Annotated in this window: 21 protein-coding genes and 2 pseudogenes; 5 read left to right on the forward strand and 18 right to left on the reverse strand. The window is 59.7% G+C overall.

The window, feature by feature from the left end; genetic code table 11:
- The 3 genes from EN914_RS00885 to EN914_RS00895 all read right to left on the reverse strand — a co-directional run.
- Nucleotides 1–1,426 (reverse strand): recombinase family protein (locus EN914_RS00885; RefSeq protein ID WP_245497795.1); only part of this gene is annotated, 1,426 nt, incomplete at its 3' end.
- Between the two features lie 56 nt (nt 1,427–1,482).
- On the reverse strand, nt 1,483–1,989 hold the full coding sequence (locus EN914_RS00890) for a DUF2924 domain-containing protein (protein WP_081714441.1): 507 nt from the start codon (nt 1,987–1,989) through the stop codon (nt 1,483–1,485).
- A gap of 5 nt (nt 1,990–1,994) precedes the next feature.
- Entirely contained in the window at nt 1,995–2,369 is a 375-nt protein-coding gene (locus tag EN914_RS00895) for a DUF3489 domain-containing protein (protein ID WP_024505449.1), read from the reverse strand.
- A gap of 365 nt (nt 2,370–2,734) precedes the next feature.
- Between EN914_RS00895 and EN914_RS00900 the strand changes: the two genes are divergently transcribed.
- A complete protein-coding gene (locus EN914_RS00900; RefSeq protein WP_024505450.1) occupies nt 2,735–3,721 on the forward strand; it encodes a 5'-nucleotidase in 987 nt (328 codons plus the stop codon).
- 167 nt (nt 3,722–3,888) lie between these two features.
- Here the strand turns inward: EN914_RS00900 and EN914_RS38970 are convergent, their stop codons facing one another.
- From EN914_RS38970 to EN914_RS00930, 6 genes are all read right to left on the reverse strand, one after another.
- On the reverse strand, nt 3,889–5,709 hold the full coding sequence (locus tag EN914_RS38970; protein WP_024505451.1) for a hypothetical protein: 1,821 nt from the start codon (nt 5,707–5,709) through the stop codon (nt 3,889–3,891).
- Complete coding sequence (locus tag EN914_RS00910) at nt 5,706–6,890, reverse strand: DUF2235 domain-containing protein (RefSeq protein WP_024505452.1); 1,185 nt, start codon at nt 6,888–6,890, stop codon at nt 5,706–5,708. Before EN914_RS00910 ends, EN914_RS38970 begins: the two co-directional genes overlap by 4 nt.
- A 64-nt stretch (nt 6,891–6,954) precedes the next feature.
- Entirely contained in the window at nt 6,955–8,091 is a 1,137-nt protein-coding gene (locus tag EN914_RS00915) for an SAVED domain-containing protein (RefSeq protein ID WP_024505453.1), read from the reverse strand.
- Nucleotides 8,084–8,533: a hypothetical protein gene (locus EN914_RS00920; protein ID WP_024505454.1), complete on the reverse strand. Its 450-nt coding sequence runs from the start codon at nt 8,531–8,533 to the stop codon at nt 8,084–8,086. The genes EN914_RS00915 and EN914_RS00920 overlap by 8 nt, the downstream gene beginning before the upstream one ends.
- 2 nt (nt 8,534–8,535) lie before the next feature.
- Nucleotides 8,536–9,783, reverse strand: a complete 1,248-nt coding sequence (locus EN914_RS00925; protein ID WP_024505455.1) for a nucleotidyltransferase — start codon at nt 9,781–9,783, stop codon at nt 8,536–8,538.
- 68 nt (nt 9,784–9,851) lie between these two features.
- Complete coding sequence (locus EN914_RS00930; RefSeq protein ID WP_024505456.1) at nt 9,852–10,073, reverse strand: DUF2188 domain-containing protein; 222 nt, start codon at nt 10,071–10,073, stop codon at nt 9,852–9,854.
- Between the two features lie 159 nt (nt 10,074–10,232).
- Between EN914_RS00930 and EN914_RS00935 the strand changes: the two genes are divergently transcribed.
- From EN914_RS00935 to EN914_RS38975, 3 genes and pseudogenes are all read left to right on the forward strand, one after another.
- Nucleotides 10,233–10,601 carry a helix-turn-helix domain-containing protein gene (locus tag EN914_RS00935; protein WP_024505457.1) on the forward strand — a complete coding sequence of 123 codons (369 nt, stop codon included), beginning with the start codon at nt 10,233–10,235 and terminating at the stop codon, nt 10,599–10,601.
- Complete coding sequence (locus EN914_RS00940; RefSeq protein ID WP_407067769.1) at nt 10,598–11,122, forward strand: ImmA/IrrE family metallo-endopeptidase; 525 nt, start codon at nt 10,598–10,600, stop codon at nt 11,120–11,122. Before EN914_RS00935 ends, EN914_RS00940 begins: the two co-directional genes overlap by 4 nt.
- 8 nt (nt 11,123–11,130) lie before the next feature.
- Nucleotides 11,131–11,673: pseudogene (locus EN914_RS38975) on the forward strand (exonuclease domain-containing protein); the annotation flags it as partial.
- A 332-nt stretch (nt 11,674–12,005) separates the two neighbouring features.
- Here EN914_RS38975 and EN914_RS00950 read toward each other — a convergent pair.
- From EN914_RS00950 to EN914_RS00965, 4 genes are all read right to left on the reverse strand, one after another.
- Complete coding sequence (locus tag EN914_RS00950; protein WP_024505460.1) at nt 12,006–12,542, reverse strand: polysaccharide deacetylase family protein; 537 nt, start codon at nt 12,540–12,542, stop codon at nt 12,006–12,008.
- A gap of 41 nt (nt 12,543–12,583) precedes the next feature.
- The gene (locus EN914_RS00955) at nt 12,584–13,651 is read right to left on the reverse strand and encodes a histidinol-phosphate transaminase (protein ID WP_024505461.1); all 1,068 of its coding nucleotides are present in this window, start codon (nt 13,649–13,651) and stop codon (nt 12,584–12,586) included.
- Nucleotides 13,652–13,883: 232 nt separating this feature from the next.
- The gene (locus EN914_RS00960) at nt 13,884–14,510 is read right to left on the reverse strand and encodes an acetyl-CoA C-acyltransferase (RefSeq protein WP_024505462.1); all 627 of its coding nucleotides are present in this window, start codon (nt 14,508–14,510) and stop codon (nt 13,884–13,886) included.
- Between the two features lie 193 nt (nt 14,511–14,703).
- The gene (locus tag EN914_RS00965) at nt 14,704–16,380 is read right to left on the reverse strand and encodes a phospholipase D-like domain-containing protein (protein WP_024505463.1); all 1,677 of its coding nucleotides are present in this window, start codon (nt 16,378–16,380) and stop codon (nt 14,704–14,706) included.
- A gap of 490 nt (nt 16,381–16,870) precedes the next feature.
- On the opposite strand from EN914_RS00965, the pseudogene EN914_RS00970 reads away from it, so the two are divergent.
- Nucleotides 16,871–17,219: pseudogene (locus tag EN914_RS00970) on the forward strand (transcriptional regulator); the annotation flags it as partial.
- Nucleotides 17,220–17,407: 188 nt separating this feature from the next.
- On the opposite strand, the gene EN914_RS00975 reads toward EN914_RS00970, so the two are convergent.
- The 5 genes from EN914_RS00975 to EN914_RS00995 all read right to left on the reverse strand — a co-directional run bounded on the left by EN914_RS00975 (nt 17,408) and on the right by EN914_RS00995 (nt 23,771).
- Nucleotides 17,408–19,834, reverse strand: coding sequence for an ATP-binding cassette domain-containing protein (locus EN914_RS00975; protein WP_206521660.1), 2,427 nt, complete (start codon nt 19,832–19,834; stop codon nt 17,408–17,410).
- A gap of 197 nt (nt 19,835–20,031) precedes the next feature.
- Nucleotides 20,032–21,225 carry a substrate-binding domain-containing protein gene (locus EN914_RS00980; RefSeq protein WP_164752868.1) on the reverse strand — a complete coding sequence of 398 codons (1,194 nt, stop codon included), beginning with the start codon at nt 21,223–21,225 and terminating at the stop codon, nt 20,032–20,034.
- An 88-nt stretch (nt 21,226–21,313) separates the two neighbouring features.
- Complete coding sequence (locus tag EN914_RS00985; RefSeq protein ID WP_081714439.1) at nt 21,314–22,390, reverse strand: ABC transporter permease; 1,077 nt, start codon at nt 22,388–22,390, stop codon at nt 21,314–21,316.
- 12 nt (nt 22,391–22,402) lie between these two features.
- A complete protein-coding gene (locus EN914_RS00990) occupies nt 22,403–23,290 on the reverse strand; it encodes an N-acyl homoserine lactonase family protein (RefSeq protein ID WP_024505467.1) in 888 nt (295 codons plus the stop codon).
- Nucleotides 23,291–23,315: 25 nt separating this feature from the next.
- Nucleotides 23,316–23,771 (reverse strand): hypothetical protein, encoded by a 456-nt coding sequence (locus tag EN914_RS00995; protein ID WP_127218737.1) that lies wholly within the window; start codon nt 23,769–23,771, stop codon nt 23,316–23,318.
- Between the last annotated feature and the right edge of the window lie 156 nt (nt 23,772–23,927).

Below are 23,927 nucleotides of genomic sequence, written 5' to 3' on the forward strand. Positions count from 1 at the left end.
GGTGGGCTCCGTCGGTAAGTTGGCCGAGGTACAAGTGGGCTCGACGCAGAAGGTCGATCAAAGCACCATCGAGTTCTCGGCTGATGTTAGATCCGTCTGTAAGCAAGATCCGCGTTTCGACGCCGCGCCGCTTCATACCGATTGGGCATTCGATGGAAGTTACCTGGGCGCCCTCGTTTGGTGGCAGTGTCCGGTCGAGAAGCAATTCCGATAGCGAGCGGCGATCCAGTTCGATGGTCAATAATCCAAGCTTGAGGGTGATCCTGCGAACGATCTTTTGGAGCAGAGATCGCTTCGCATCCGTAGTGCCTGAGGCCCAACACGACCGCATCTCGTCAACTCGCCGCATCGCTGCCTGGATTTCTCCAGAGTCTGCCCATTGCCGAATCCAATCAGACAGTTGGGCTTGATCACTGAGAATCCGATTCAGGCGATGCTCAACAACTGATTCAAGTGCGGGTGCCGGAAGACGCCAGCCCTCGGAACCTTTCCTGCGCTCGTCGACGAACTGCTTTGAGACATAGTATCGGTAGCGAACACCTTGCTTGTTGGCATGAACCGATCGCAGTTTCTCGCCGGCTTCATCAAAGAGCAAACCGGTGAGCAAATGGGCTTGCGTGACATTGGAATGGCTTCGCCGCTGCGGCGCCTGCGAGGCGAGAAGCACCTGGGCCTGTTCGAACGTAGCCGACGTGATGATCGGCTCGTGCTCGCCATCGTAGACCTGGTCCTTGTGCCTGATCTTGCCGACGTAGACCGGGTTCGAAAGCAGGTGGTAGAGGTTGCCGCGACAAAACGGCATGGTGACGGCAACTGATCCGTGTTTGAGTTGTCGCGATCGTGTGGAAAGCCCGTCGCTCGCAGCCTCATCGACAAGGTCGCGCACTGACCTCAGGGTGAGATAGCGGGCGAAGAGGTGTCTGACTGTTTGTGCCTCGGTTTCGTCAATCACCAGCTTGCGGTACTCGACGCGATAGCCCAGGGGCACCACGCCACCCATCCACATGCCTTTCTTCTTCGAGGCCGCGATCTTGTCGCGGATACGCTCTGCTGTAACCTCTCGCTCGAACTGGGCGAAGGACAAGAGCACGTTGAGCGTGAGCCTGCCCATTGAGGTTGTGGTGTTGAACTGCTGCGTGACCGAGACAAACGAAACAGAGCTGGCATCGAAGATCTCAACGATCTTGGAAAAATCCATCAGCGAACGGGTGAGGCGGTCGATCTTGTAGACAACCACCACATCGACTTTTTTGTCCCGGATGTCTTGCAGCAGACGCTGCAGGGCAGGGCGCTCCATCGTGCCACCCGAAATCCCGCCGTCATCGTAGTGGTTTGGCATCAACTTCCAGCCAAGACCGACCTGCGATGCGATAAAGGCGGCGCACGCTTCGCGCTGGGCATCGAGCGAATTGAATTCCTGCTCCAATCCCTCTTCGGTCGATTTGCGAGTGTAGATCGCGCAGTTGAGGCGAGGGATTGCTGTCAAAGGCCAAAGAACCTCGGGCCAGACCAATGGGCGCCGGTAATGCGGCGGGCGACAGCCGACAGCGATCCGTAGGTCTTCCCGTCAAGTACAAAGCCGTCGTCAACGACTTCGACGATGTGCATCCGGCCATTCCATTCTCGCATTAGGCGCGAGCCGGCCTTGGGTGGAATAGATCTCGGCGGCGACGCCACTACCTTGTCCGATGACGTTGGCCGGGCCGATTGAACTCCCTCCCGGCGATCCGGTCCAGTATTGCTCGGTTGGACAGCCTTTACGTTGGACCGGCGCGCGTTGCCTGCTCCGAGTGTTTTCTTGACGGTCGAAGGTAAACTACCCAGTCGCTTGGCCTGGACATGCCAGGCGGCCGACCGTTCAAGCAACCCACGTTTGACCCCTTTGGGCGGCGGGCAGCCATAGGCCTTTGTCCATGCTGCCGTGAGTTCATCACGCGTGAGATCGCCGATCCCGGCGATCTCACTATCCAGATCCTGTCTTTTGCGCATCAAGGTCAACCGGCGGTCTTCGCCTCGGCAATGCGGTACCGCCTTTGTCCGTCCTTGCCGGTTTCGCTGAGCAGTTCGTGGCCAAGCTTCTTCATGACGGTACCGGAGAGGAAACCCCGCACCGAATGCGCCTGCCATCCCGTCGCATCCATCAGGGTTTGGATTGTAGCGCCTTTGGCCGACTTCAGCTTCTTGAGGACGATGTCGGTTTTGGTAGGCGCTGCGGGCGCTTCGTCCTTTGCCTTCTTGACCGTCATCGAGACGGTCACCACGGACTTCTCGCGCGGCTTCCGGGTTGGGGGGCTGTTGTCGACGCGGGGTGCCGTATCGGCGGCTTCCGCATTGTAGGCCTTCATAGTGGTGTTGTTGAAGATAGACATTTCAAATCTCCATCAGTTAGAAGCCCGGACCATTCCGGCGCTTGTACTGGCCGAAGCCCGCTGTCTCGGCGGGCTGGAGATTCTGCTCGTTCTTAATCCATTGTTCTTCTGCTGCGCTGGCAACACCAATGCTTCGTTGCCGTATGAAGTCCAGTCGAATATCGCTGCTTCGAGGGCTTAGACCACAATAGTGGACCTTGCCACGACGTGTCGATGCTCCCAAGTCCATCTGGCATTTGAAAAGTTAGGAAATCGCGATGAAATGACAGCGATCTGCAATGAACCGCAGATCTTCAATTCTTCCGAAATGGGTCAAATATAGAAAGGGCATTGCCTACGCTGGCTTAATATCGGAGGAAGGGCAAATGGAAATCGCGGAAGCCGCTCTTACAGCCGAAGATGACAAGGGGAATGGCGATCCAGGGTCTACGCTAAGGGCCAGCCCTCTCCGCATCGGAATCTCTACGCGCGCTCTTTTTGATCTGGAGGAGGAACATCGCGTATTCGAGAACTACGGCGTTAAGTCGTATGCGGCCATGCAGCTCGAACGCGAGGACGTGATCCTCCGCAGGGGTGCTGGCTTTGAGGTAGTCGAGCGGTTACTCGCGCTGAACGATTCTGAGGCTGCTCCGTATGTTGAAGTGATCCTTCTGTCCCAGAACTCGCCCGACCTCTCTCTCCGAGCGTTCAAGTCGATCGATCATTATGGGCTTGTCGTCAAGACAGGCAGTTTTACTAGCGGGCGGTCACTTGCTCCTTTTGTTCCTGCTTGGGGCATCGACCTATTTCTCTCAAACGCGGACACGGATGTAAAAGGAGCGGTGGACGGCGGAGCAGCCGCTGCGCGGCTTGGCTTGGCACCCAAGGATCGTGCCGAAACACCCCAGGGCGAGGTCCGGGTCGCGTTCGACGGCGATGCTGTAGTGTTTGGCCCCGAGTCCGACGCAATCTACAAGGAAAAGGGCCTGGAGGCTTTCCTTGCGCATGAGACCGCGAACGCGAGCAATCCGATGGCGCGCGGCCCGTTTGGCAATTTTCTTCACAAATTATCGGCATTGCGCCGAGTTTTCCTTAATGAGGGCAACGTGAGTAAGGTCCGCATCGCACTTGTCACTGCCCGGAACGCCCCTGCGCATGAGCGCGTAATTCGGACGTTGAGAGCGTGGGGAACACCGGCTGACGAGGCGCACTTCGTAGGCAGCCGTGAGAAAGCACCAATCCTGAAGGCGCTCGGGGCCCACATTTTCTTCGATGATCAAGAGAAGCACGTTTTAGGCGCGGCGGCAGTGGTTCCTGCCGGCCATGTTCCCGGACCTCACGATCCGGCTGCGCCGGTAATCCCGGCCGGCTGATCCTTCAGGATTAGATCTCGTTCGCTTTGACTGAGCGTCCGAACGTGACGGCATGCGATCTGGGCATAGTGGAAGCCGAATGGCGGCTTTGCGCCTAGTCTCTGCCGTACATCAGGCTCAATGTAACATCCAAAAAGCGGTCGTTCGATACGTGACTACGGCTTTTCTCATGGGCGACACACCACATATCCCCGGACACCCATCTCGACGCAGGCTGAAAAATAGCTCATCAGCAGCCAATACAACTGAACGAAATGCGGTGAAGGCGTCGTTCCCTGCGTTGCTGCGGTTAGCACATCCTGTACTTGGGTTCGGCTCAGTGAGGACGTGACGATGAACACGCGCTGGAGCACATCGGGAGCCGAGCGCGCCGCGTCGAGCTTCACAGCGATTTCCTGCAGAGTCCCGCCACGGATCATGCGGGCAATTTCGGTTTGAACGCCACCATTACGGTATCGGTCGTCCCAGGTTGCCAGTTTCCCGGGAAGCATGTCGCTGGGGAGCCTCATCCGGCCCAGATTCTTAATGGCCTGGCCGACTGAGTCATGAAACGCTGAAGCGCTGAGTGATGGATTGCCGTGCTTCGCATGATAGAAGCTGATCATCTTTGGACTGCTGGTAGTGCTGATCCCGATGAAATCGGCCCATTCATCCCCAAGATCGTCACAGAGCAGCACATCTTCACTAGTCGCGATTGTGTCGACCACCGAGCGGAATACAGAACCTTGGGTGAAGACGATCTGCCCTGGCGCGAATGTACCCTTCTCACTGGTACTCTGCTCAAGTGACTGATTGACTTGAAGATGTGCGAGCAATGCCGTGCCGCCACTCGCCAGTGCTTCGTCGCGAAACAGCGCGCCATCGATGTACGCGAGAGCAAGGTCGCTGAAGAGTATGGTGAAGAGGTTCTCGCGGTCGATGAATCGAGCAAGCGACACGGCGTCGATATCCTCGCCCAACGGAAACTCGCGCCGTTCGATAGAGATGCCGGCGATAGCCAGAAGATCGAGCGCTTGCAGGGCGATCCGCGTGGCTCCGATGCGCAGGGTTGCTATTTGGGTAGTGCCGTCGCCTGCTCTGACCTCGTGAAGGCCTCGGCGGGTGACAATCAGAAAAGCTGGTTCAAGCGCTCTTAACAGGGCTTCCGCTTCTGCTTGAGGCAGCGCTTCTACGCCATTGTCACCCTCACGTATCAGTCGAATGCCGTCGTCTACAGTGAACAGGGCATCGGCCAGACCCATGGTATCAATGCCGACAAAGGTTGGGCGAACCTGCGCTGGAAGCGCGGTTAGTTCGATCGGGCGGGCAAAATTGCGGATGAAGCCTGCCACAGCACCGACCTCGGCTTCCAGCAACTCCGAGATCTCTGTCGCCCAGGCAACCGCAGCCTCCACCCCCGCACGATCGGCGCGCAAGGAAATCCTTCCCGTGGTCGGCGTCGCTGAGTAAACGCCGTCCGCGCGGCGCACGCTGTACCCCTGCGGAATGAAGCGGCTAGCGCTGTTCGTAGCCACCGCGTTTTCGAGGTCACGGGCCTCAAGGGTCTTTGAACGAAGGGCGAGCGGCGAAATCGACATGTTGCGCAATCGAAGCTTCTCAAACACGGCATCGTGCCGCGCGATCGCACGTTCGATGCGCTCATTCGCAATCTTACCGAGAAACGCCGTCTTGAACGCGGACGGAATGTCGAGGCCAGACTTGAACACCGCTACGTGTGGGCCGCGCTCGACGACCACCACATACCCGAACACCCGCTCGATGACTTCAGCCTCCGCGGCTAGAAATGAAACGTCTCGTTCATAAGAGAAGCAGATTGCGGAGTAGCGTGCTTCACCCAATGCCACCCGATCGATCCGGAACAAGTTCTGCGAAGGTTGGCGCGTCTGCGCGCGCAGAGCGCGGAAGAGCTTGTCGATCGCGTCGTTCGAAAGTGAGCGTTTCCGCTGATAAAAATAGCCGGATCGTCCGATTTCGAGATGTTCGATCATCGCTGGCCTCGCTGGTTGCAGGTTGCTCCGGTGCTAGGACCGACTAGCGTGAAGTCATCTGGAAGATTGGTCGGTTTATAGCCCGTGGCCATCCGCTCAATGACCGAGTGGTGGAGCAGTGCACCTTCGGGGATGTTGCGCGGCTCCGCGCGCGGAAGATAGTAGCCACCACCAGTGCTCATCTCCGGGAAGCACTTCCACTTGCGGTTCTTGGGGAGAAACTCCAGCGGCCACCATGCGGCAGTCATCGAATTGTGGATGGGTCCCTTCGCGTCGGGTGCGACATACATACGCTTCCCGCCGGGCAGGGGGTCGCCTTCGGCAAGATGACGAAACATGCTTTCATCGATCCGGAAGCCGTTTTTTTGCGCCTCACGAGTCATCCAGACCAGTGGGAATTTTGCAATTTGGCTTTCAGCCTCTGCCCAACCACCACCGACATCGGAATGGTCCCCGGCAAACCAGACCGTCTGCTCATTTTGCGCGCCTTCAGCCTCAGCGAACGGATCAGGTCTAAAGGACTGCCTTGGCGTCCAGCTGTAGAGGCGGAACATGCGTCGACGCTCATCAATCGCCGCCGCTTGGCGGAAGACGCGGACGCTGGGATTGGATTTGGTGTAAGGCAGGAAGGACTGAGTAGGCAGACGAAATAGCCCGGGGCGTACGAACACCGAAGCGACGGTGTCCCAGACGCCGAGGAAATGAACTGGTACCCGGCGCCCACCAATCACCCGCCGAAACTGCCAGGCGGCTTCGAGGCTATCCTCATGGTGAGCTCGCTTATAGGCCTTGAGCGCATAGTCGACCAGGTTGTGTTGGTCGGGTTCAAGCAAACCTAGGAGATGGATCAGACCTGCAACCGCTCGCGCGGTGTAAGCACCTCGGCTGAAACCGAACAGAAAGATCCGGTCACCAGGCTGATAGGTGTCGATCAGATAGCAATAGGCGGCGAGAATGTTCGCATCGAGCCCACAACCCGTGGCTAGCCCGAAGGCGGCCATCGCGCTTTGTCTGGCAGGACTCCAGTCGGTGACGAGAGGCACCGTACCGATACCTGGATGGTAGAAGACGCGCTGGCTGTCGCTGCGCTCTGCACAGCGAAAAAGTTTCACCACATTGGTGAGATTATCATTGACCTCGTTGCTGGTGCCATCCAGCAGCAGGATCAGATTGCGTGCCATAGCGCTCCCCAGGTTGCGTTTTCTGAGATTGCCGCGGTATCGCGCTCGTTGCCTGGTCTGATCTTCATTCCAGAACCCCGATCGTCAGTGCCGGTACGAAACCTTTTTCGCGTTGCTGATCATAGACGCGAAGGTCGGGATCAGCCTTCGGCATCCACACCCTCCCGGTTTCCACTGCCAGCGATGCGGGTAATGCGGGAAAGACATGGATTGGTGTTGTGTCGCCATGGCGTGCTTTGATGGCATCGAATAGCAATCGAAGCGCCTGGCGGTAAGCGACCTGATCCTCGGGGCATCGAACGATGTCGTTGTGTGGGGCCTCGGCGCACAGGCTCCAGATCGCAGCGTCCTCCCCCAGTACCCTTTCGATCCGGCCGTCGGTGATGGTCGCACTGACGCCCAGCTTTAGTGCCACCGCCCCGGCGCGATCCACGGCAGGCTCCCTCCGGCTGTAGCGGATCGTTGGGCAGTCGCGCTGCCATGCCCATGTCGCCGGTTCACGGTGACGCTGGTGCACGACCATGGGGACAATATCGCACAAGAGCCGCCCTAGCTCGACTAGCAAGGGCTGCGGAGCAAGGGCGAATACGCTTAGGTGCCGGATATCCTGGCGCTCGATCCGACCTCCGACACGCGCCGCGAAATTGCGCTGCAGATTTATTTGTTGCATCGCCCAGAAAGTGGGATCGGCATCGGTGAAAGCGTTGCCGGTCATCTCCAGGTCAATCGTCTGTTGACTGGCTGGATGATGATCGGGCGGCATCGCGGTGAAGATAGCGCGAGTGGAAACCAGGGCCTCATTCGCGCCTATACTGGCACCGAACCGCAGAACATGGGATGCGCGGTCATCGTCGATCCCTGTCAACAGCGCTACCCGTGCCTCGTGCTCGGCTTTCATTGCCAGCAAGAGTGCTTCGGGATGGCCGTCCTCATCGTCTACATCGATCAGTTTGTGATGGACCGAACATAGGAGCATCAGATTGTCGAGGCTCTTAGCCAGCTTTGCCGAGCGGACAGGATCGCCGCGCGGTCCGGTTGGACTGTCGGCTACAATATGGGCGATGAATCCGAACAACGCGTCCTCATTGCCGGAGATGAGGTCGCCGACGAGATCGTGATTGCAGCCACGGTACTGGCAGCGTCCGGCCGCGCGCGCCCAGAGTGCCGACTGCACCTTTTGCTGGGCTTTGGTCTTAGCCATTGGCGGCCTCCACATGACGGCCACTCGCCGTCCATTTGCCGGTGGCGCGCCAGCCTTCATAGGCGGCCAGCCATTCGATGGTCCAAGGCACCGTCGTCTCCGCGATCAGATCGACTGGCGACCAGTCGCCTGCCTCGGGATCGAGCAGGCACAGCGTCACATTTCCATCAGGGCTGTAATAGACGTGCGGCAGGCGACCTTCAGAATCGCCGGGGCGTGGCCGCAGAGCGGGCGATAGGATCGAGACGCGCGGCTGCAGGCGGCGTGGGTCTAGATTTTCAATGGGCATCGGCGCACGGTAAAGGATGCCGACGAGGTAGGTTTGAAGCAGTGGCCGCACCGGCCCTTTCCAAACGGCGGTTTCGGCTTCGCGCGCGACCAGGGTGAGTTCCGGCCAGATCGACTGCATCGCCTTGATCTGCGCATCGATGCCGAACACCATGGTCAGCGCCTCTCACCCATGTTGGTGTGGGCGCGCGCCGCCACCGGCGCCAGGGCGCTGGCGCCGGTGATGATCGCTGGCGCCGCCGGCGTAAAGAGGCCTCCTGTGCGGGTATAGCCATGCTGACCGGCCCGAATCTGTTGGCCAAGCCGCTTGTTGAAGGCATCGACCGAACGGGTCACGACGCGCTCACCGAACTGCTCGCGAAGCCAGTCCTGAAGATCCTCGAGCTGCATGCCACTCTCCCGGGCGGCCTGAAGGCCATCGGCGAGGGTGTTAAGTGCCCGCGCATAATGCCGCTGCCGGGCTTGGTTGTCGGGCCAGCGGTCGGTGAAGCGCTCCTCGTAAAATTCGGGATTTGGAACGTCGAGCAACTTGTTCTGACGCGCGGCCTGATCGATCGCCCGTGCCGTCCAGCGCGCCTGGCGCATAACCATGTCGGTAAGGGCCATGCCCGGCATTGCCGCATGGCCGGCATGACAGGACAACATGACCGACGGCGGCATCCGGCCCGCGGCATCCGCATAAAGAATGTTGCGATGGCGCTTGATCAGTTGAAGCGCGACCGTGGTGACGTTCTTGATGATGAGCGGAGTCTGGTCGGGCACCTCCTCGACATCGGCAGTGTAGAAAGCAAGGCCGTGCTTGGTATAGAGCTCACGGTTAAGCGCGATGGCAAAACGCTCTTCCACCGGCGTGCGGTCATTATACCAGGCACAAAAGCCAAAAGCGTTCATAGGTACATAGCGATGCTCGCTCGGGCGGCCCTTCTTGGCGTGGGCGATCACACTCTCCTTCTCCTTGACCGCCAAGCGTCGGGCCGGCGTCACGTCGAGGTGCATGCCATCAGCATAAAAAAGGGTAATGCAGCGGGTCTTCCGCTCGATCCGCGAGACCGTATATCCCTTGAGCGCCCGTTCAAGGAGGTCGAGCAGCGCCTCTGGACCTTCATTGCCGCCCAGGATTTCGGCTACGGCATCGAGATCGTATTCATCGTCGGTCCCGCGGGTAGAAATAGTTGCGTCGATCGCCATTGAGCCCTGAGGATAGAAGCTCGAGACCCGCCCTTCGAGAGGACTGCCCGGACGATCGACATGACGGCAGACCGCCTCATATCGCTCGACGGCCTTGGCATGGAGGCCGGGCGGAAGCTGAAGGTTGATCGCAATTTCCGCGAGGATCGCATCTAGCGGATCACCGAAAGGGTCGGCCGGCCGGCCATCGCGGAATGGATTGAGAGAATGAGCCATAGCTGCATGGTCCTTTGATGATCAGCCGCCGTCCGACAAGACAGGTTCGCGCGGCTTGTTCGTTTCGGTCAGCCTTTCGGCGGGTACGGGTCGTTGCCGTAGGAGTTCGCGTCCCGGATGCGGCCGTCCGGTCGGTGGATGACGACTTCGCCACGCTCGCGGATGGCGGTGCTGCGCGCGGCTTGGGTCGCTTGGGCCTGCGTGTCGTGGATCGAACCGACGCGCGAAGAACCTTCGCGGCGGGCCGCCCAACCATCCTGATGGGGAACGACATGGATACGCTTCGACATTTATTGCTCCTTCGAGTCGTCGCCGGGCTCGTTGTCCGACAGCAATAGGATTCCGCAATCCATTGGATGTGTCAACCGACAATCACATTCGTATGTTTGCAATAAGCACAAAATGTTTGTGCTATTGACATCCGGTAGAACGGAAAGCAAACATTGCGCATGACAACAGACCCGATTTACAGCGCTTTTGGAGATGCGGTGGCGACGCGTAGGAAGGCCATGAACCTCACGCAGGCTCAGCTCGCGGGCAGAGTCGGCATGTCTCGCGCTTCGATCGCAAACATTGAAGGTGGTCGGCAGAACATCCTGCTGCATAACGTCTACGCCTTGGCCAGCGCGCTTGATTTCAGCAAAGTGGCAGAGCTGTTGCCGCCGATGCCTCAAACACAGACGGGGAGGGAAATCAAAATGACGCTTTCGAATCAGTCGTTCACTGATCACAGATTATCCGAGTCGGCGGAGGCTCAGGTGGCAGAGCTGATCACCAATGCTCTCAAGCCGCGTAGAAATGTTAGGTCCGGGTCGTGATCATCGCGGACGTTTCGCACGCTCGCGCAGCAGCTCGCAAGCTACTTCAAGATTTCGGCGTCGCCATGCCGCCGGTCCCGATAGAGCGGATCATTAAGTCCCGCAAGATCGTCCTCCAATATGCGCCCCTCGAGGAAGATCTATCGGGTATGGCCTATATCAAAGACGGGGTGAGCATCATCGGGATCAACGCGCTGCATCATCCCAACCGTCAGCGATTCTCCGCGGCGCACGAGCTGGCCCATCACGTGCTGCACGACCAAGAGATTCGCCAGGCAGTTCACGTCGACAAGGGCATCCGCGTTCTTTTCCGTGACGACGTTGCCTCACTCGGAACGGAGCCGATGGAAATTGAGGCCAACGCTTTTGCTTCGGAGCTGTTGATACCGGGGCCTTTGCTCGCTGCCGCCGTCGAGGGAGGTGGAATTGACTTGGAAGATGAGGCCGCGATCGAGGCGCTCGCTCGCCGCTTCCGAGTCAGCCCGGCAGCTATGCGTTTCCGACTTAGCCGAGGCGAATAGTCCAAGCAATGAGCTTCGTTTTCTTCGATACGGAGACAACGGGTCTCAAGCGCGGTTTTGATCAGATATTGCACTTCGCCGCCGTGCAGACCGACGCGGATTTGAACGAGCTGGGGCGGTTCGAAGTGCGATCGCGCCTAATGCCCCATGTTTTGCCACATCCCTCGGCCTTGCTGACCAACTCGCTGCCTATCGGACAACTCATCGATCCGCAGCTCGAATCGCACTACACAATGGTTAGCCGTATTCGCGAAGCTTTGCTCCGGGCCAGCCCCACAATTTTCGTCGGCTTCAACTCCATTCGCTTCGACGAGGAGATGGTGCGCCACGCGCTGTTCCAATGCCTCTATCCCGCGTATCTCACCAGCAATCACAAGAATTGCAGGGCCGACGCGCTCAGCTTGGTGATGGCGGCCGACGCGGTTTCACCAGCGCAGCTGATTATCCCGCGCAATTCCGAGGGCCGGCGGACTTTTCGTCTGCAACCGTTGGCGGCAGCCAATGCCGTTGCGCACGAACGTGCGCACGATGCGCTTTCCGACGTCTTGGCGACGCTGGCACTTTGCAGGTTGGTCCGCGAGCGCTCGGCCGAGCTTTGGCAACGCTTCGTACGATTTTCTAACAAGGCGGCCGTTGCAGCCTTCGTCGATATTGAGGATGGTTTCATCTTGACCGAGTTTTTCGGTGGCGAAGCCTATCATGCGCCCGTGGTCTGCCTCGCCCCCGATCCTGATATGCCGAATGGACGGCTCTGCCTCAGTCTTCACGAGAATATTGACCGGCTTGCAGCCATGTCCGCTAACGATCTGATCCCTCATTTTTCCGCGAAGCCGTCGCCAATGCGGCGGTTGCGCGTGAACGCTGCGCCGACGCTGACAGCCCTTTATGATGCGCCGGACAGCATGCTCGGGAGGCTGGGCCGGCCTGTGTACCAGCCGAGCGGGCGAATGCCGCTCAGGCGCTGGACGGTATCGACGGTCATCGCGATATGCTGGCGTTCCTCATCCTCGCTCAGCGGTGCGTAGTCGATCCAGCGCCAGCCATGGCAGACAATGTCACTGCCCAGCGCCGCGATTGCCTTGCCGGCCGCCGGATTGAGCTCGAGCGCGCGCCCCACCACGTAAAAAGTCGGGATGATCTCCTTGTCCTGAAACAGTGACAACAGCCGCCAGACGCCGACGCGTGAACCGTATTCGTAGAGCGATTCCATGTTGCGGTTGCGCAGACCCGGCACCGCCGGGGATACGGCAAGATCCGACAGGATCGCCTCGGAGACGCCGTCGCCTTCGCCGATGCTGTATTCGGCGCCTTCCTCGTAGTTGACGACGATGTTGAGCGCCAGCTTGGCGCCGCCCGGCCATTCAACGGCCGGAGGATTGTCGCCATAGCCGATTAAATCACGGGCGGGCAAATACGGCATTCTCGAATCTCCTCGGTATGCAGAATATGGGGTCGCCGGATCTATGCGCTGGGCATGTCGATCAGTATGCGCAGTGCCCGGTCCATCATCTCTTGTGGACCGACCGTCGCGCGCAAACAGTCGGTGAGGCCGTAACCGCCCAGGCCGCGGACGATGATATCGGCGCCGCGCAAGGTTCTCTCGGCTGCCTGCGCGGCGGCTGTGCTGGAGAAGCCGATCAGCACGAAATTTGTCCGGCTCTCGGGAACATGGTAGCCGGCAGACCGCAGATCATGCGCAAACCGATCGCGAATCTGGGTCGTCCGGGCCACCGTTTCGCGCATATAGGCCTGGTCTTCCACGGCCGCGACGGCCATTGCGAGGCTTGCCATCGTGACCTGGTTCGAGTTCTGCATCTTGCGCACCTCGGCCGCGACCGAAGGCGGAAACACTCCCCAGCCGACGCGCGCGCCGGCCAGGCCATAGGCTTTTGAAAGCGTGCGCAGCACGACGGTATCGCCACGCGCGACCAGCGCAAAAATCGGTCCGGGGTCTTGGTCGTCGAACTCGCCATAGGCCTGGTCGATCACCAGAAGCACATCCTGCGCCAAGGCGGCGCGCAAGCGCAGCAGCTCGGCGTTGCGAATACCGGTGCCGGTCGGATTGCCGGGATTGCAGACGAAGACGATCCGCGTTGCAGGCGTGACGGCAGCCAGGATGCTGTCTGTCGAAACGGTGAAATCGTGCTCTGCCGCCTTGATGTAGGCCGCACCAACACGCGCGGCGGCGGAGGCTGCGAAATTATAGGCATAGGAAGTGCCCAGCACCTCGTCGCCTCGTCCCGCAAAGGCCGCGATGGTGCAACTGATCAGGTCCATCGAACCGGCGCCGCACAAGATCAGATCGGCCCCGACCCCATAGCCCCGCCCAATCGCCTCGCGCAGCGCCGTCCAGTCCGGGTCAGGATAGAGATGACTGCGGGCAATCGTGTCCTGGCCGGCAGCGATCGCCCTGGGGCTGGGCGGAAAAGCGCTCTCATTCTGGGCAAGGGTTGTCCGCTCGTAGCCGCCGAAATTCGCAAGTGCGAAGGCGGACATGGCTTCGATATGAGCGGCTGCCTTCAGCGGCATGCCGTATCCTGGACAATCGTGCTCGCGCTCGTCACCTTCAAACTGCCTCCGTCGGACCAGCCTAATGAGCGAAGCTACAGGCCGCCAGCGCGTTCACAAGCAAAAACTCGTCGTGCAATGGGCGCGAAATTCTGGCCCTCACCGCCAGTGCGCAAAAGGGCTTTTCATTTGATATGCCGGGTGGCGTATCGATGTGCCAGGCCCATTGTGCAATGGCCTACCAACGTCTCGATCACCGCTCCAGGCAGATCGCCACGCCCTGGCCGCCGCCGATGCAAAGTGAGGCCAGGCCTTTGCGGGCCTTGCGCCTCGTCATCTCGTGGAGCAGCGTCACTACGATGCGGCAGCCGGACCCGGCCAGCGGATGGCCGAGCGCGAGGGCGCCGCCGCTCATGTTGATGATCTCCTCGTTCCAGCCCATCTCTCGGTTGACCGCAATGGCCTGTGCGGCAAAGGCTTCGTTTATCTCCATGACGTCGAGCTCTGATGGCTGCCAGCCGGCCTTCTCCAGAGCAAGGCGTGAGGCCGCGACGGGACCCAGCCCCATATCCATCGGCTCGACACCCGCCGAACCATAGGCCGCGATGCGGGCCATGGGCTTTAGTCCCAGTTCGTTCATCCGCGTCTCCGACATCACCAGCACGGCGGCAGCACCATCGTTGAGGCCGGAGGCGTTGCCGGCCGTGATTGTCCCGGCCGGATCGAAGACCGGCCTCAGCCGGGCAAGTCCTTCGAGGGTGGTCGCGGGGTTTGGATGCTCGTCACGGTCGACAACGACATCGCCTTGCCTGGTCTTTATCGAGGCGGGGACGATCTCATCGTTGAACTGCCGCCGCCCGCGTCGACCTTGTCGCGCCATGCACGCAAATCAACGAAGTCACCTAGCTGGCGCACGTGGTCGTCCGGGAAGACGGTGTGAGGATCTCCGGCATAGACCAGCCTCTGGACGTTCAGTTCGGGATGCGTATTTCGGCAGCGGAAACCTGGCCGATGGAGGCGATGAGCATGGCGACCAAAACGGCGGGCAACCGGGCACGTGTCACGAGACCCTTCTAGAATCGACGGGCGAAGAATTGGCGGCGAACGGAACGTTCCGTGTTTCTAAAGTGGTCCGACCACCAGCGATCGGTCCGCAAAGGCTTGGGTGGATCGTCGGGATCGCGCCAAGCCAGCGACTCGCGGAAGGCGTGATGGGAATAGAGGCGGATGAATTCGCCGAGGTAGATGTCGGCGACCCGCGTGTTGCCAACGATTACGAGCATGTTCTCGTCGTTCTGGTCAGTCGAGGCGTCACTGAAGTTCGCCGAGCCAGCGACCACCATGGGATTGTCCGACATCGGGTCGACCAGCATAAACTTGTTGTGCACGTATTTGACGTTGCGGTTCAATCCGGACAGGTGTTCCTGGACCCAGCCGTCTATTTTGTTGGTGGCGATCAGCGACCCGATGGCGAAGGTATTCTCGGGCATGTTGCGCAGGAGCTGGATAGCTTCCTCCTCCGCTTCGCGCTCCGGGCTGCCTTCCTCCAACGGACGGGTCGCCTTCTCAAGCAAGGCAAGACGAAACGGGGCCGCGCTGTTGCGATAGACGTCCTTGAACAGACCGTGCATGCCGAACGCAAATGTCATAAAGACGCCTTCGCGGCCAGTCATGGCAAGGTCTGCATACCATTGCAGCGCGGTGAGGTCCGAGCGCGGGCTAAAGATGACGCTCGTTCCGCTCGGCGGCGGCATGGCGGGAAGGGGCGTAAGGTCCTCCGTGATGCCGTTAAGTTTGCCATTGGTCGGATCCTCGCGCAGGGCCGTCCAGTATTTGAGATAGAGGTCGGCCGTGTCGGGATCTTCGACCACGTGCGCGACGTTGGAGTGGCCAAAGATGCCGCCATCCGAAAAGTTCGTGCCGCCCGTCCAGACCGACACGGCAGCGCCATTCTCCAGCTTCACGATGAACTTGTTGTGGGAGATGTACGACTTGTTGGTCCTACGCTCCTTGCAGTGATTGGCGAGCGCCTCGCCTCCGGCTTCGTCAACCTTGGCGATTGCCTCGCGGTTCTTGTCCCCCGGCTTGGCCTTGCGGCCATCGTAGACGATCTCGACATCCACGCCGCGATTGATGGCGTCCTTCAACAATTTCAGGAAGGGCTCGTAGTGAAACTCGTAGGCTGCGACGCGCAGCGTGTGCGTGCCGGGCACTGTCTCCTTGACGAAGGCGGCCATGGCCTCAAAGAGGCCCCGAGACAGCCAGATCCAGGCTTGCCCATTCTGGACCTGTTCCGGCCGGCGATTGCCGAAACGGTCGACGTAAGCCTGTGAAGCGGCCACACCGCGATTGAAGTAGACATCATGGTCGCCGTTCTCAGGGCTCTCCGTCGTCACCTCCACCGCGACATCGGCTGACGCGGTGAGGGAGGAAGGCGACCCTTTGAGCGCGGTGATAGTGTAGGTGTAGCGGTACCCGGGTTTTGCTGTGTAGTCGGCCCATTGGAAGCTCTGGATGGGCTGCTCATTGGTGGGGTAGGTCGCGCCCGCCGGAAATCCCGGATCGGTTTCAGCGAAACACTTCATGCCCTCAAGGAAATAAGCTTCGTTTTCCTCGTGGTCGATCCGGTGGACCGAAAAGCCCAGCAGGCTCTCGCATTCCAGTTCGGCAAGGTCGAAGCCCAGAGTGACCACGTAGGTGCCAGCGACCGCCGTGACCGCGATCGGCCCGTTGCTATTCCATGCACGCATGCCGCCCTCCGCTTTGCTAGAACGCAGCGGCTACAGTAACAGAACGTCTTGTTACAAAGAAGAGTTTGTTTATGCTTCGCGAAAACATGGCGCTATAGTTCACCGAGGCAACGCGCAAGCATCAGTAGATCGCGGGGTTGAAGGTCCGCTCTTGCCAATCCGAGCCCGCCCAGGAACAGCCAGTCCGATTACGGCCCCTATTCGGTCATTCTAGAGCATGGCACCGAACGTTCGCCGAGGTTAGCTAAAGTTTACTATTTGGCGTCACGGGAGCATGCGGAACGATACGGGAAGCTTTCTGATTTTGGCCCACGAAAAAGATAATGAATCAACAACTTTAAGACGTCCTCCGGGTCCACCATTGGCTTTCGGTGCCATTGATTTAATTGGGTTTTTTGTACTTTTTTGTCCCACTCTCTTCCACCCCCCTCGAAAAGTGGGACATTCTGTGCCTGTCGGAGCGCACCGCGATAAGCGGTAAGAGTCCGCTCGCCACGTCGAGCTCGATCCGGCCTACGCGCTGGCGCATAGCAACGCTGCGATGTGCCACCATTGCCTCTTCCTACGCAGCGGCTTGCAGATCCGCGCCGCTTCGATACGTCATGCCCGCTCCGCCATCCTCCATGGGCACGACGATGCGTCTGCATTGACCCTCGCGTGATTTTCGATCGGCATGGATGGACATGACCGCAGTCCTGCTTTCAGTGTATTTGGAAGCTGCGCTCGCGATCAGTCCGTCATCGGCGCTGACCTACATTTTGGGCAGCGTCGTCCTCGGATGGAGCGGAAAAGCAGAGCGAGCCATCGAGTGGAGCGAACGAAGCATGCGGCTTTTGCCGGCAAGACGATCGGGCTTGCCGGCATCGGCGCCAGCTATTTTTGATCTGTGCGATATTCGTGAACATTGATCGCATATCAAGTGACTGGAAGCGTCGACCTGCGGTTGGGGGAGATATCGCGCCTTTTTTTCGGATCTTCGTGCACTCGTCGTTGTGCTCCAGTCGGCGGCAGTTCGTTTCACGGCCTCTCAATGGGACGCTGACCGGGCCTGTGAATAGACTGCCACTGCGATCAGCGTCAGCAGGCCGATGAACCAATATTGCCAGGCTTGCGACAGGCCCAGGAAAACCATCGATGAATTGACTTCCTGGATCAGGACGGCGCCAAGCAGCACGCCCATGAAACTGCCGCGTCCGCCAAAGAGACTGGCTCCGCCGAGGACCACTGCGGCAATGCTGCCCAGCGTGTATTCGATGCCCTGATTGGGATCGCCGATGCCGAGCTGCGCCACCACCATCATGCCCCCAAGCGCTGTGAGCAAGCTGCAGGCGATGAACGCGCCGACGACGGTCCAGCCTGTGCGCACACCAATATGCGCCGCCGCCTTCTCGTTAGAGCCAACGGCGCGCAAGCTCATCCCCCAACGGCTGTAGCGCAAGCCGACTTCGAGGATGATTGCCAGGACCAACGCGACGATGAACACGACCGGAATGCTGCCAATAGTGGCTTTGATGGTATCCATGACGGTGGCGCTGATGGCTCCATCGGGATAGGGCCGCAGCAACACCGAGATGCCCTGAATGATGATGTAGACCCCTAGCGTCGCGGCGACGGAGGTGAAGTTCCCGAATCGAACCAAGGTCCCGTTGGTCAGGCCGACGAGGGCTGCGACGCCAAAAACGGCCAACACGCCAACGATTATCGTTCCCATGCCGGCACCTTCATTCAGGAAGAATGACGCGATGACGAGGCTCAGGCCGATCAACGGGCCGACCGACAGATCGATCCTGCCGGTGAACACTGCGCACATCTGGCCAAAGGAGACGAACGCCAGTGCTGCGGAAAGGAACAGGATCTTCTCGATGTTGAAGCCTGAGACGAAACGAATGTTGTGGCCAGACGCTACCAGGCCCAGCAACACGATTAGCCCGGCAAGCACGAAGCTTGGAACATAGTCGCCGGCGGCAACCATTCGCAGCCAAGAGCGCGTAGTGCCGGATCTGTCTCGTCCTTGCTGGTCGGTCTTGCGATGGGTGGTGGCCGTTATCATGGTCCGGCCGATATTGGCCTCATTGACGTCTTGGCCTGAGAGTTCGCCCACGACGTGCCCACGGGAGAAGACCAGCACGCGGTCGCATAGGCCCTCAAGCTCGACGATATCGGATGAGACGATAACCACCAATGTCCCACGCGAAGCGACGTCACGCAGGATGCGATAGATTTCGGCGCGGGCACCCACGTCAACCCCGGCTGTCGGCTCCTCTGCCAGCACGAGTGAAGCCTGTGCCAGGAGAGCTCGTGATAGGATCGTCTTTTGCTGGTTCCCGCCAGACAGCGTGGCGACATTCTGCTCGATCGATGCCGCGCGAATGTTCAGGTCCACTCGCTGGGCTTCCATTTGCCGCCGTTCGAGCGAACGGTCCACGACGCCAAAGTTCGCGAAACGTGACAGGGCCGAGATGGTACCGTTTTCGCGCACGGAAAGACTGGGAAAAAGGCCTTCATGCTGGCGGTCGGGAGACAGATAGATAATGCCGGCACTACGAGCGGCACCCGGGTTGCCGAGCGGCACGGTCTTCCCATCCAGAGTGACGGCTCCACGGGCATTTCCAAGACCTGCCAGCGAACGCAGGAAGTCGCTCTGGCCGTTTCCGGTAATGCCGGCGATACCAACGATCTCGCCGCCACGCGCCGACATGTTGATGTCTACGAAATCAGCGCCCGAAAGCCCTTTGACCTCAAGAACACTTGCGCCACTCATGACACCGGATGATTTGGGCGGAAATTGCTTGGTAACGGTGCGTCCGACAATGAGGTTGAGGATCTGGTCATCGCTGACATCGCGCACAGGTGCCGATCCCTTCACTTCACCGTCACGCATGACGGTGACAGTGTCTGCGATCTGTCTGATTTCCTGCAGCCGATGCGAAATGTAGATGACCGCCGCGCCGCGAGCCGCGGCTTGGCGCACGTTGCGAAACAGGATATCGACAAGGTCGGCTGTCAAAGCCGCGGTGGGTTCGTCAAGAATGAGGATCTTCGGGTCGATCGCAAGCGCCTTGGCAAGTTCTATCAGTTGGCTTTGTGCTATGTCGACATCACACAGCCGGGTCTTGGGATGAACGGCAGAGCCAACACGATGGAGTTGGGCGACTACCCAGTCATTGGCATTCGCATAATCCGTTCGAAGCGCTGCGGGAACTGCAAGCAGCAGGTTTTCAGCCACCGTCAGATCAGGAAGCACTGCCGGGTGCTGATGCACGATGGCGAGCCCGAGCCGTTGCGCCTGTGCCGCGCTCAAGCGATCTACAGTTTGTCCGCATATTTCGATCGAACCCTGATCGAAGCTCAAATTCCCGGAGGCAATGCCCATCAATGTCGACTTGCCTGCGCCATTTTCTCCCAGAAGCGCATGAACCTCGCCACATCGCGCGTCAAACGAGATGTCCTTCACGGCGACGACATTGCCGAAACGCTTCCACACGCCTTGCATGCGCAATCCCAACGGGGCGTCCGATACCGCGTCGGCCGGGGGTGCCATGTCAGGCTGAAGCTGTTCGACGGTGGCCATGCTCGATCCTCCTAAGTGTCTCCATCATCCTCCTTGAGGGGATGAAGGGGCGGGCAGAGCCCGCCCCGTTTTGCTTGAGATCAGAGACCGCCCTTGAGGGCCGCCAGGACTTGTTCGTCCGTCAGGCTGGTGCCATTCGAAGCGGATTCCGGGAGCTTTGGATTGCAGAACACCGTTCCGGCAAGCGAATCCTCCAGCTGGAAGTTCGTCACTTCCTTCACACCGGCCTCGGCCACCGTATGCTTGGTGCCATTGGGATCGGTTATGACGAGCGGCTGATCCATCTTGCCGCCGGCGGCCTCGGCAATCGCCCAGCGCACGGCCAGGCGAACATTCCACTGCTCGGCGCTGTTTGTCGTGTACTGGAAGGTGGACTTCGCGTCGGCGTCATGCAGCTTCTTCCAGGTGCAGCCGAACACATTGGCGTCTTCACCGGCAATAAGCGGAAGTGGACGTCCGGCGCGTTCGAAGACGCCCGAGGCGACAACGCCCATGCTGAGGTCGGCGATGACACCGTCGATCTGCGGATACTGGGCAATCAGCGCGCCCAGTGATTTGGCGACCATGCTGGAATCCCAATTCGTCACTTCGAACGGCCTCTGCCCGATCTGGACGATGCCCGGATAGTCCTTGAACGCTTCGAGGATGCCATCGGCGCGCTCACGGCTCTGGCTGGTTCCGGCAGGTCCGCCGAGATAAGCGACATTTCCCTTGCCGTTGAGGGCCTTCGCCATCCATTTTCCCCAGTCGACGCCGTCCTGGTGGAAGTTCGTGCCGACGAAAACGCTGTAATCCTTGCCTTCCTCGCCGCCGACACGGGCCCGGTAGGGGACGACGGTGCTGCCTTGCTTGAAGGCATCGCGGATCGCCGGCAACATGGCTGGGCCGGCATCGGGGAACACGACAATGGCGTTGACGCCGCGCGCTGCGAGACCGCTGAGGTCGGAAATCGCCTTCTGAGTGTTACCTTGCCCGTCTGTGTGATCCCAGCCGGTGACGTTCGGGCACTGGCTGGCCTCGTTGATCGCTGCGGCCGTCGTCATCTGCCGCCAGGGGTTCTGGGCGAAGCCATCTGCCAGCGCGACAGAAATCTCCTTCGTTCCGCAAAAGCTCGGTGGTGTCGCCGCCGGTTCGGCGCAGAAGACACCGCCGGCGATGCCCTTGCACCAATCCGCGGCGCCGGCTTGCGTGACCGACAGCGGTGAGACAGTTGCAAAGGCCGACAGGGCGAGCGTTGCGCCCGATAACAGGTTTATTCCAAGACAAGACTTCATCATTTCCTCCCAACGAAGTTTGGTTGCGGTTCTCCAACCTGCCCGTGGTGGACAGCGTTGAAACTTTTTATTCCCTTGGCCGCCGACATCATGCGGTCGACCTGTTCCTCAGGCTGATTGCACGCCTGAGATTACGAAAATTCAGACCATAGATGCCGACCCCGACCAGGATCGCGGCACCTTGAAAAAGGTATTGAACGCCGATGCTGGCGCCCGTCGTCAGCACCAACTGCTGAAGCTGTGTGAGAAAGAGCGCGGCGATCACGGTCGCCGCCAGATTGCCCTTGCCGCCAAACAGCGAGGTTCCACCCAGAACCGTCGCGGCGATCGACGGCATCAGGTAGTTGTCGCCCTGCTGCGGACTTGGCAGTTGCATAAGGCCGCCGAGCAGAATGCCGCCGGCCGCATAGAGCAGGCTCGCGCCCACATACGCGGCGATCTGGTAGCGGTCAGCGACGATACCCGCCGCGCGTGCCGCCCGGCTGTTTGCGCCGACAGCCTCGAAATTGCGCCCGAAGGTCGTCGCCTTGACGACGAAAATGACGACAATAGCCATCGCTACTGCCAAATAGGCGAGCTGCGTGATGCCAAATATCTTGCCGTTGGCGAATGCCGCTATCGACCCGGGTACCGACACCGGCGTGCCGCCCGAAATCTTGACGTTCATGCCATAGAGCAGCGCGTTCATGCCGATCGTGGCCACGATGGGCGCAACACGAACCTTGCTGACGAGCAGGCCGCTAATCAGCCCCGCTACAGCTGCAGCGGCGAAAGCGTAAAAGAGTGCCAGGACGACACTGCCCTCGGCATTCGGTTGGCTCTCTGAGAAGTAACAGACGATGACAGCGCTGAGCGAAACCATCCCCGGTACGGACAGATCGATGCCGCCCTGCTGGATGACGAGTGTCTGACCCAGGCTGACCAGGGCCAGGATCGCGGCAAAGGGAAGCATTCCGCTCATCGCTCCGGTGCCAAGACTCTGCGGGGCGATCAGGCCGCCGAAGACGAACAGGACCAGCGTTGCCGCCGCGATACCCGCGGTCGGTCCGCCAGCTGAGGCAAACCAACTGCTCGGTCCGGATGCACCTTCTCCTAAGGCCGTGACCGGCTTTGGCTTCTCTGAAGGCTTTTCCACGTGTTTTGTCCTTCTGCGGATTCGCGGCATTGAACTTGTTGGTTAAAGCAGTGCGGATCTTGCTCCGCTGGCCAGACAGATTTCGCTGATGCGCAGCTTCTGGCTGGAGAGCCGGGACGGGAATGTCTGTTCAAGCCGCGACTCGTGAACGGGTATGACCCGTCGAGACTCATGGCCGACCTGTTTCATCATGGCTTCGGTGGCCATGATCAGATTGATCTGGCTGCCGGTGGCAAGGCCGACCGGGAGATACATGTCGTCGATCTTGAGCTGTTCGGAGGCGCCGTTCAGGTTCTCGAACTGGTAAACAAGATCACCGGCAAGCACCCAGGTGTCCTGGGAATCCGTCTTGCCATCATTGCGCACCGTCACCCACATGCATGCGAAGGTGTGGCTGTCATAGGCGACGTGAAGATCGATGCCGGGGAAGACGTTTTCCATGGCGCCATCGACCGCGATGAGGCGTTTGTCGCGCGCCAGCTGCACACCGCGCAGGATATCCGCCGTATCGATGCCGGACAGGATCCAGCGCATGCGGTCCGGCAGCGACATTGCCCAGATCCATTCCTGCAGTTCCTTCTTCTGGACGTAGAAGGTGGCATTGGGAAATGCATCGACATTGCCGAAATGATCGAAATGCGCGTGCGTGATAAAGACCGCGTTGATGTCTTCCGGCGTCAATCCGATTTCGGCAAGAACCTCGCGCGGTCCGCGCCAGTTCTGGACATTGAACAGCGTGCCAAGATAGTTCCCGTAGTCGCGGTCGTTGTAACCGACGTCGACCATCGCGGCCCAACCGTCTCCCTTGATGACGGCGTAGCAGTAGGGCAGCTTGACATAGCCTTCATTGTGAGCGCCGTAGATGACGCCGCTCTTGTGGTATTCGGGCACGTAGCCGTATTCGAGGACGTAGATCGAATAGAGTGACACCGGTTTCCTCCCTTGATCCAGACGGTTAGTTTTTCGCGGGTCGGCAGTTGCAGCAGGCCGCCGTGAAATCCACGGGCGTCAGTCCGGCGGAAGGTTCCGAAACCATCCGCAGCGACCGCTGCGCGAAAAAAAGCGCGTCAACGACGGCATCGAGATCGGGACTTGCCGGATCAATGAGATCGGCAAGACGATCAAGCCGCGAGAGTATCCGGCCGAGAAGCACTAGCAGATCGGCGAGCGCGGCTTGGTGGCGGGCCGCTTTCGGCGGCGCCTTCACCGCACCCAGACGGTCGGTTGCCTCGCGCAACTGCCTTGTCACCGACGCCAGCAAGAGATCGTTGCGGTTGCGGTCGAGGCTGTCGGTCTGGAGCAGAAGCAGGATTCCCGAAAGCTGGCCAACGCAACGCTTGGCGGCGTCATAGAGCGGGCGTGTGTCTGACAGGTAGGAGGCAAGCACTTCATCCTTAATCCCTGACTTCAACAAGGCATCGGGCTGGTACTCGCGGGGGGTGTCCCATATGGAACAGGTGGGACGATGCACGCCTTCGATCCCTGACGAAAGCGCTGGAAATTCGCGACAAAACGGTAGAGGCACCGCCCCACCCGCAAGCGGAGCCTCGTCTTGTCCGGAATTGAT

Source organism: Mesorhizobium sp. M7A.F.Ca.CA.001.08.2.1, from assembly GCF_003998455.1.
Classification (GTDB): domain Bacteria; phylum Pseudomonadota; class Alphaproteobacteria; order Rhizobiales; family Rhizobiaceae; genus Mesorhizobium; species Mesorhizobium ciceri.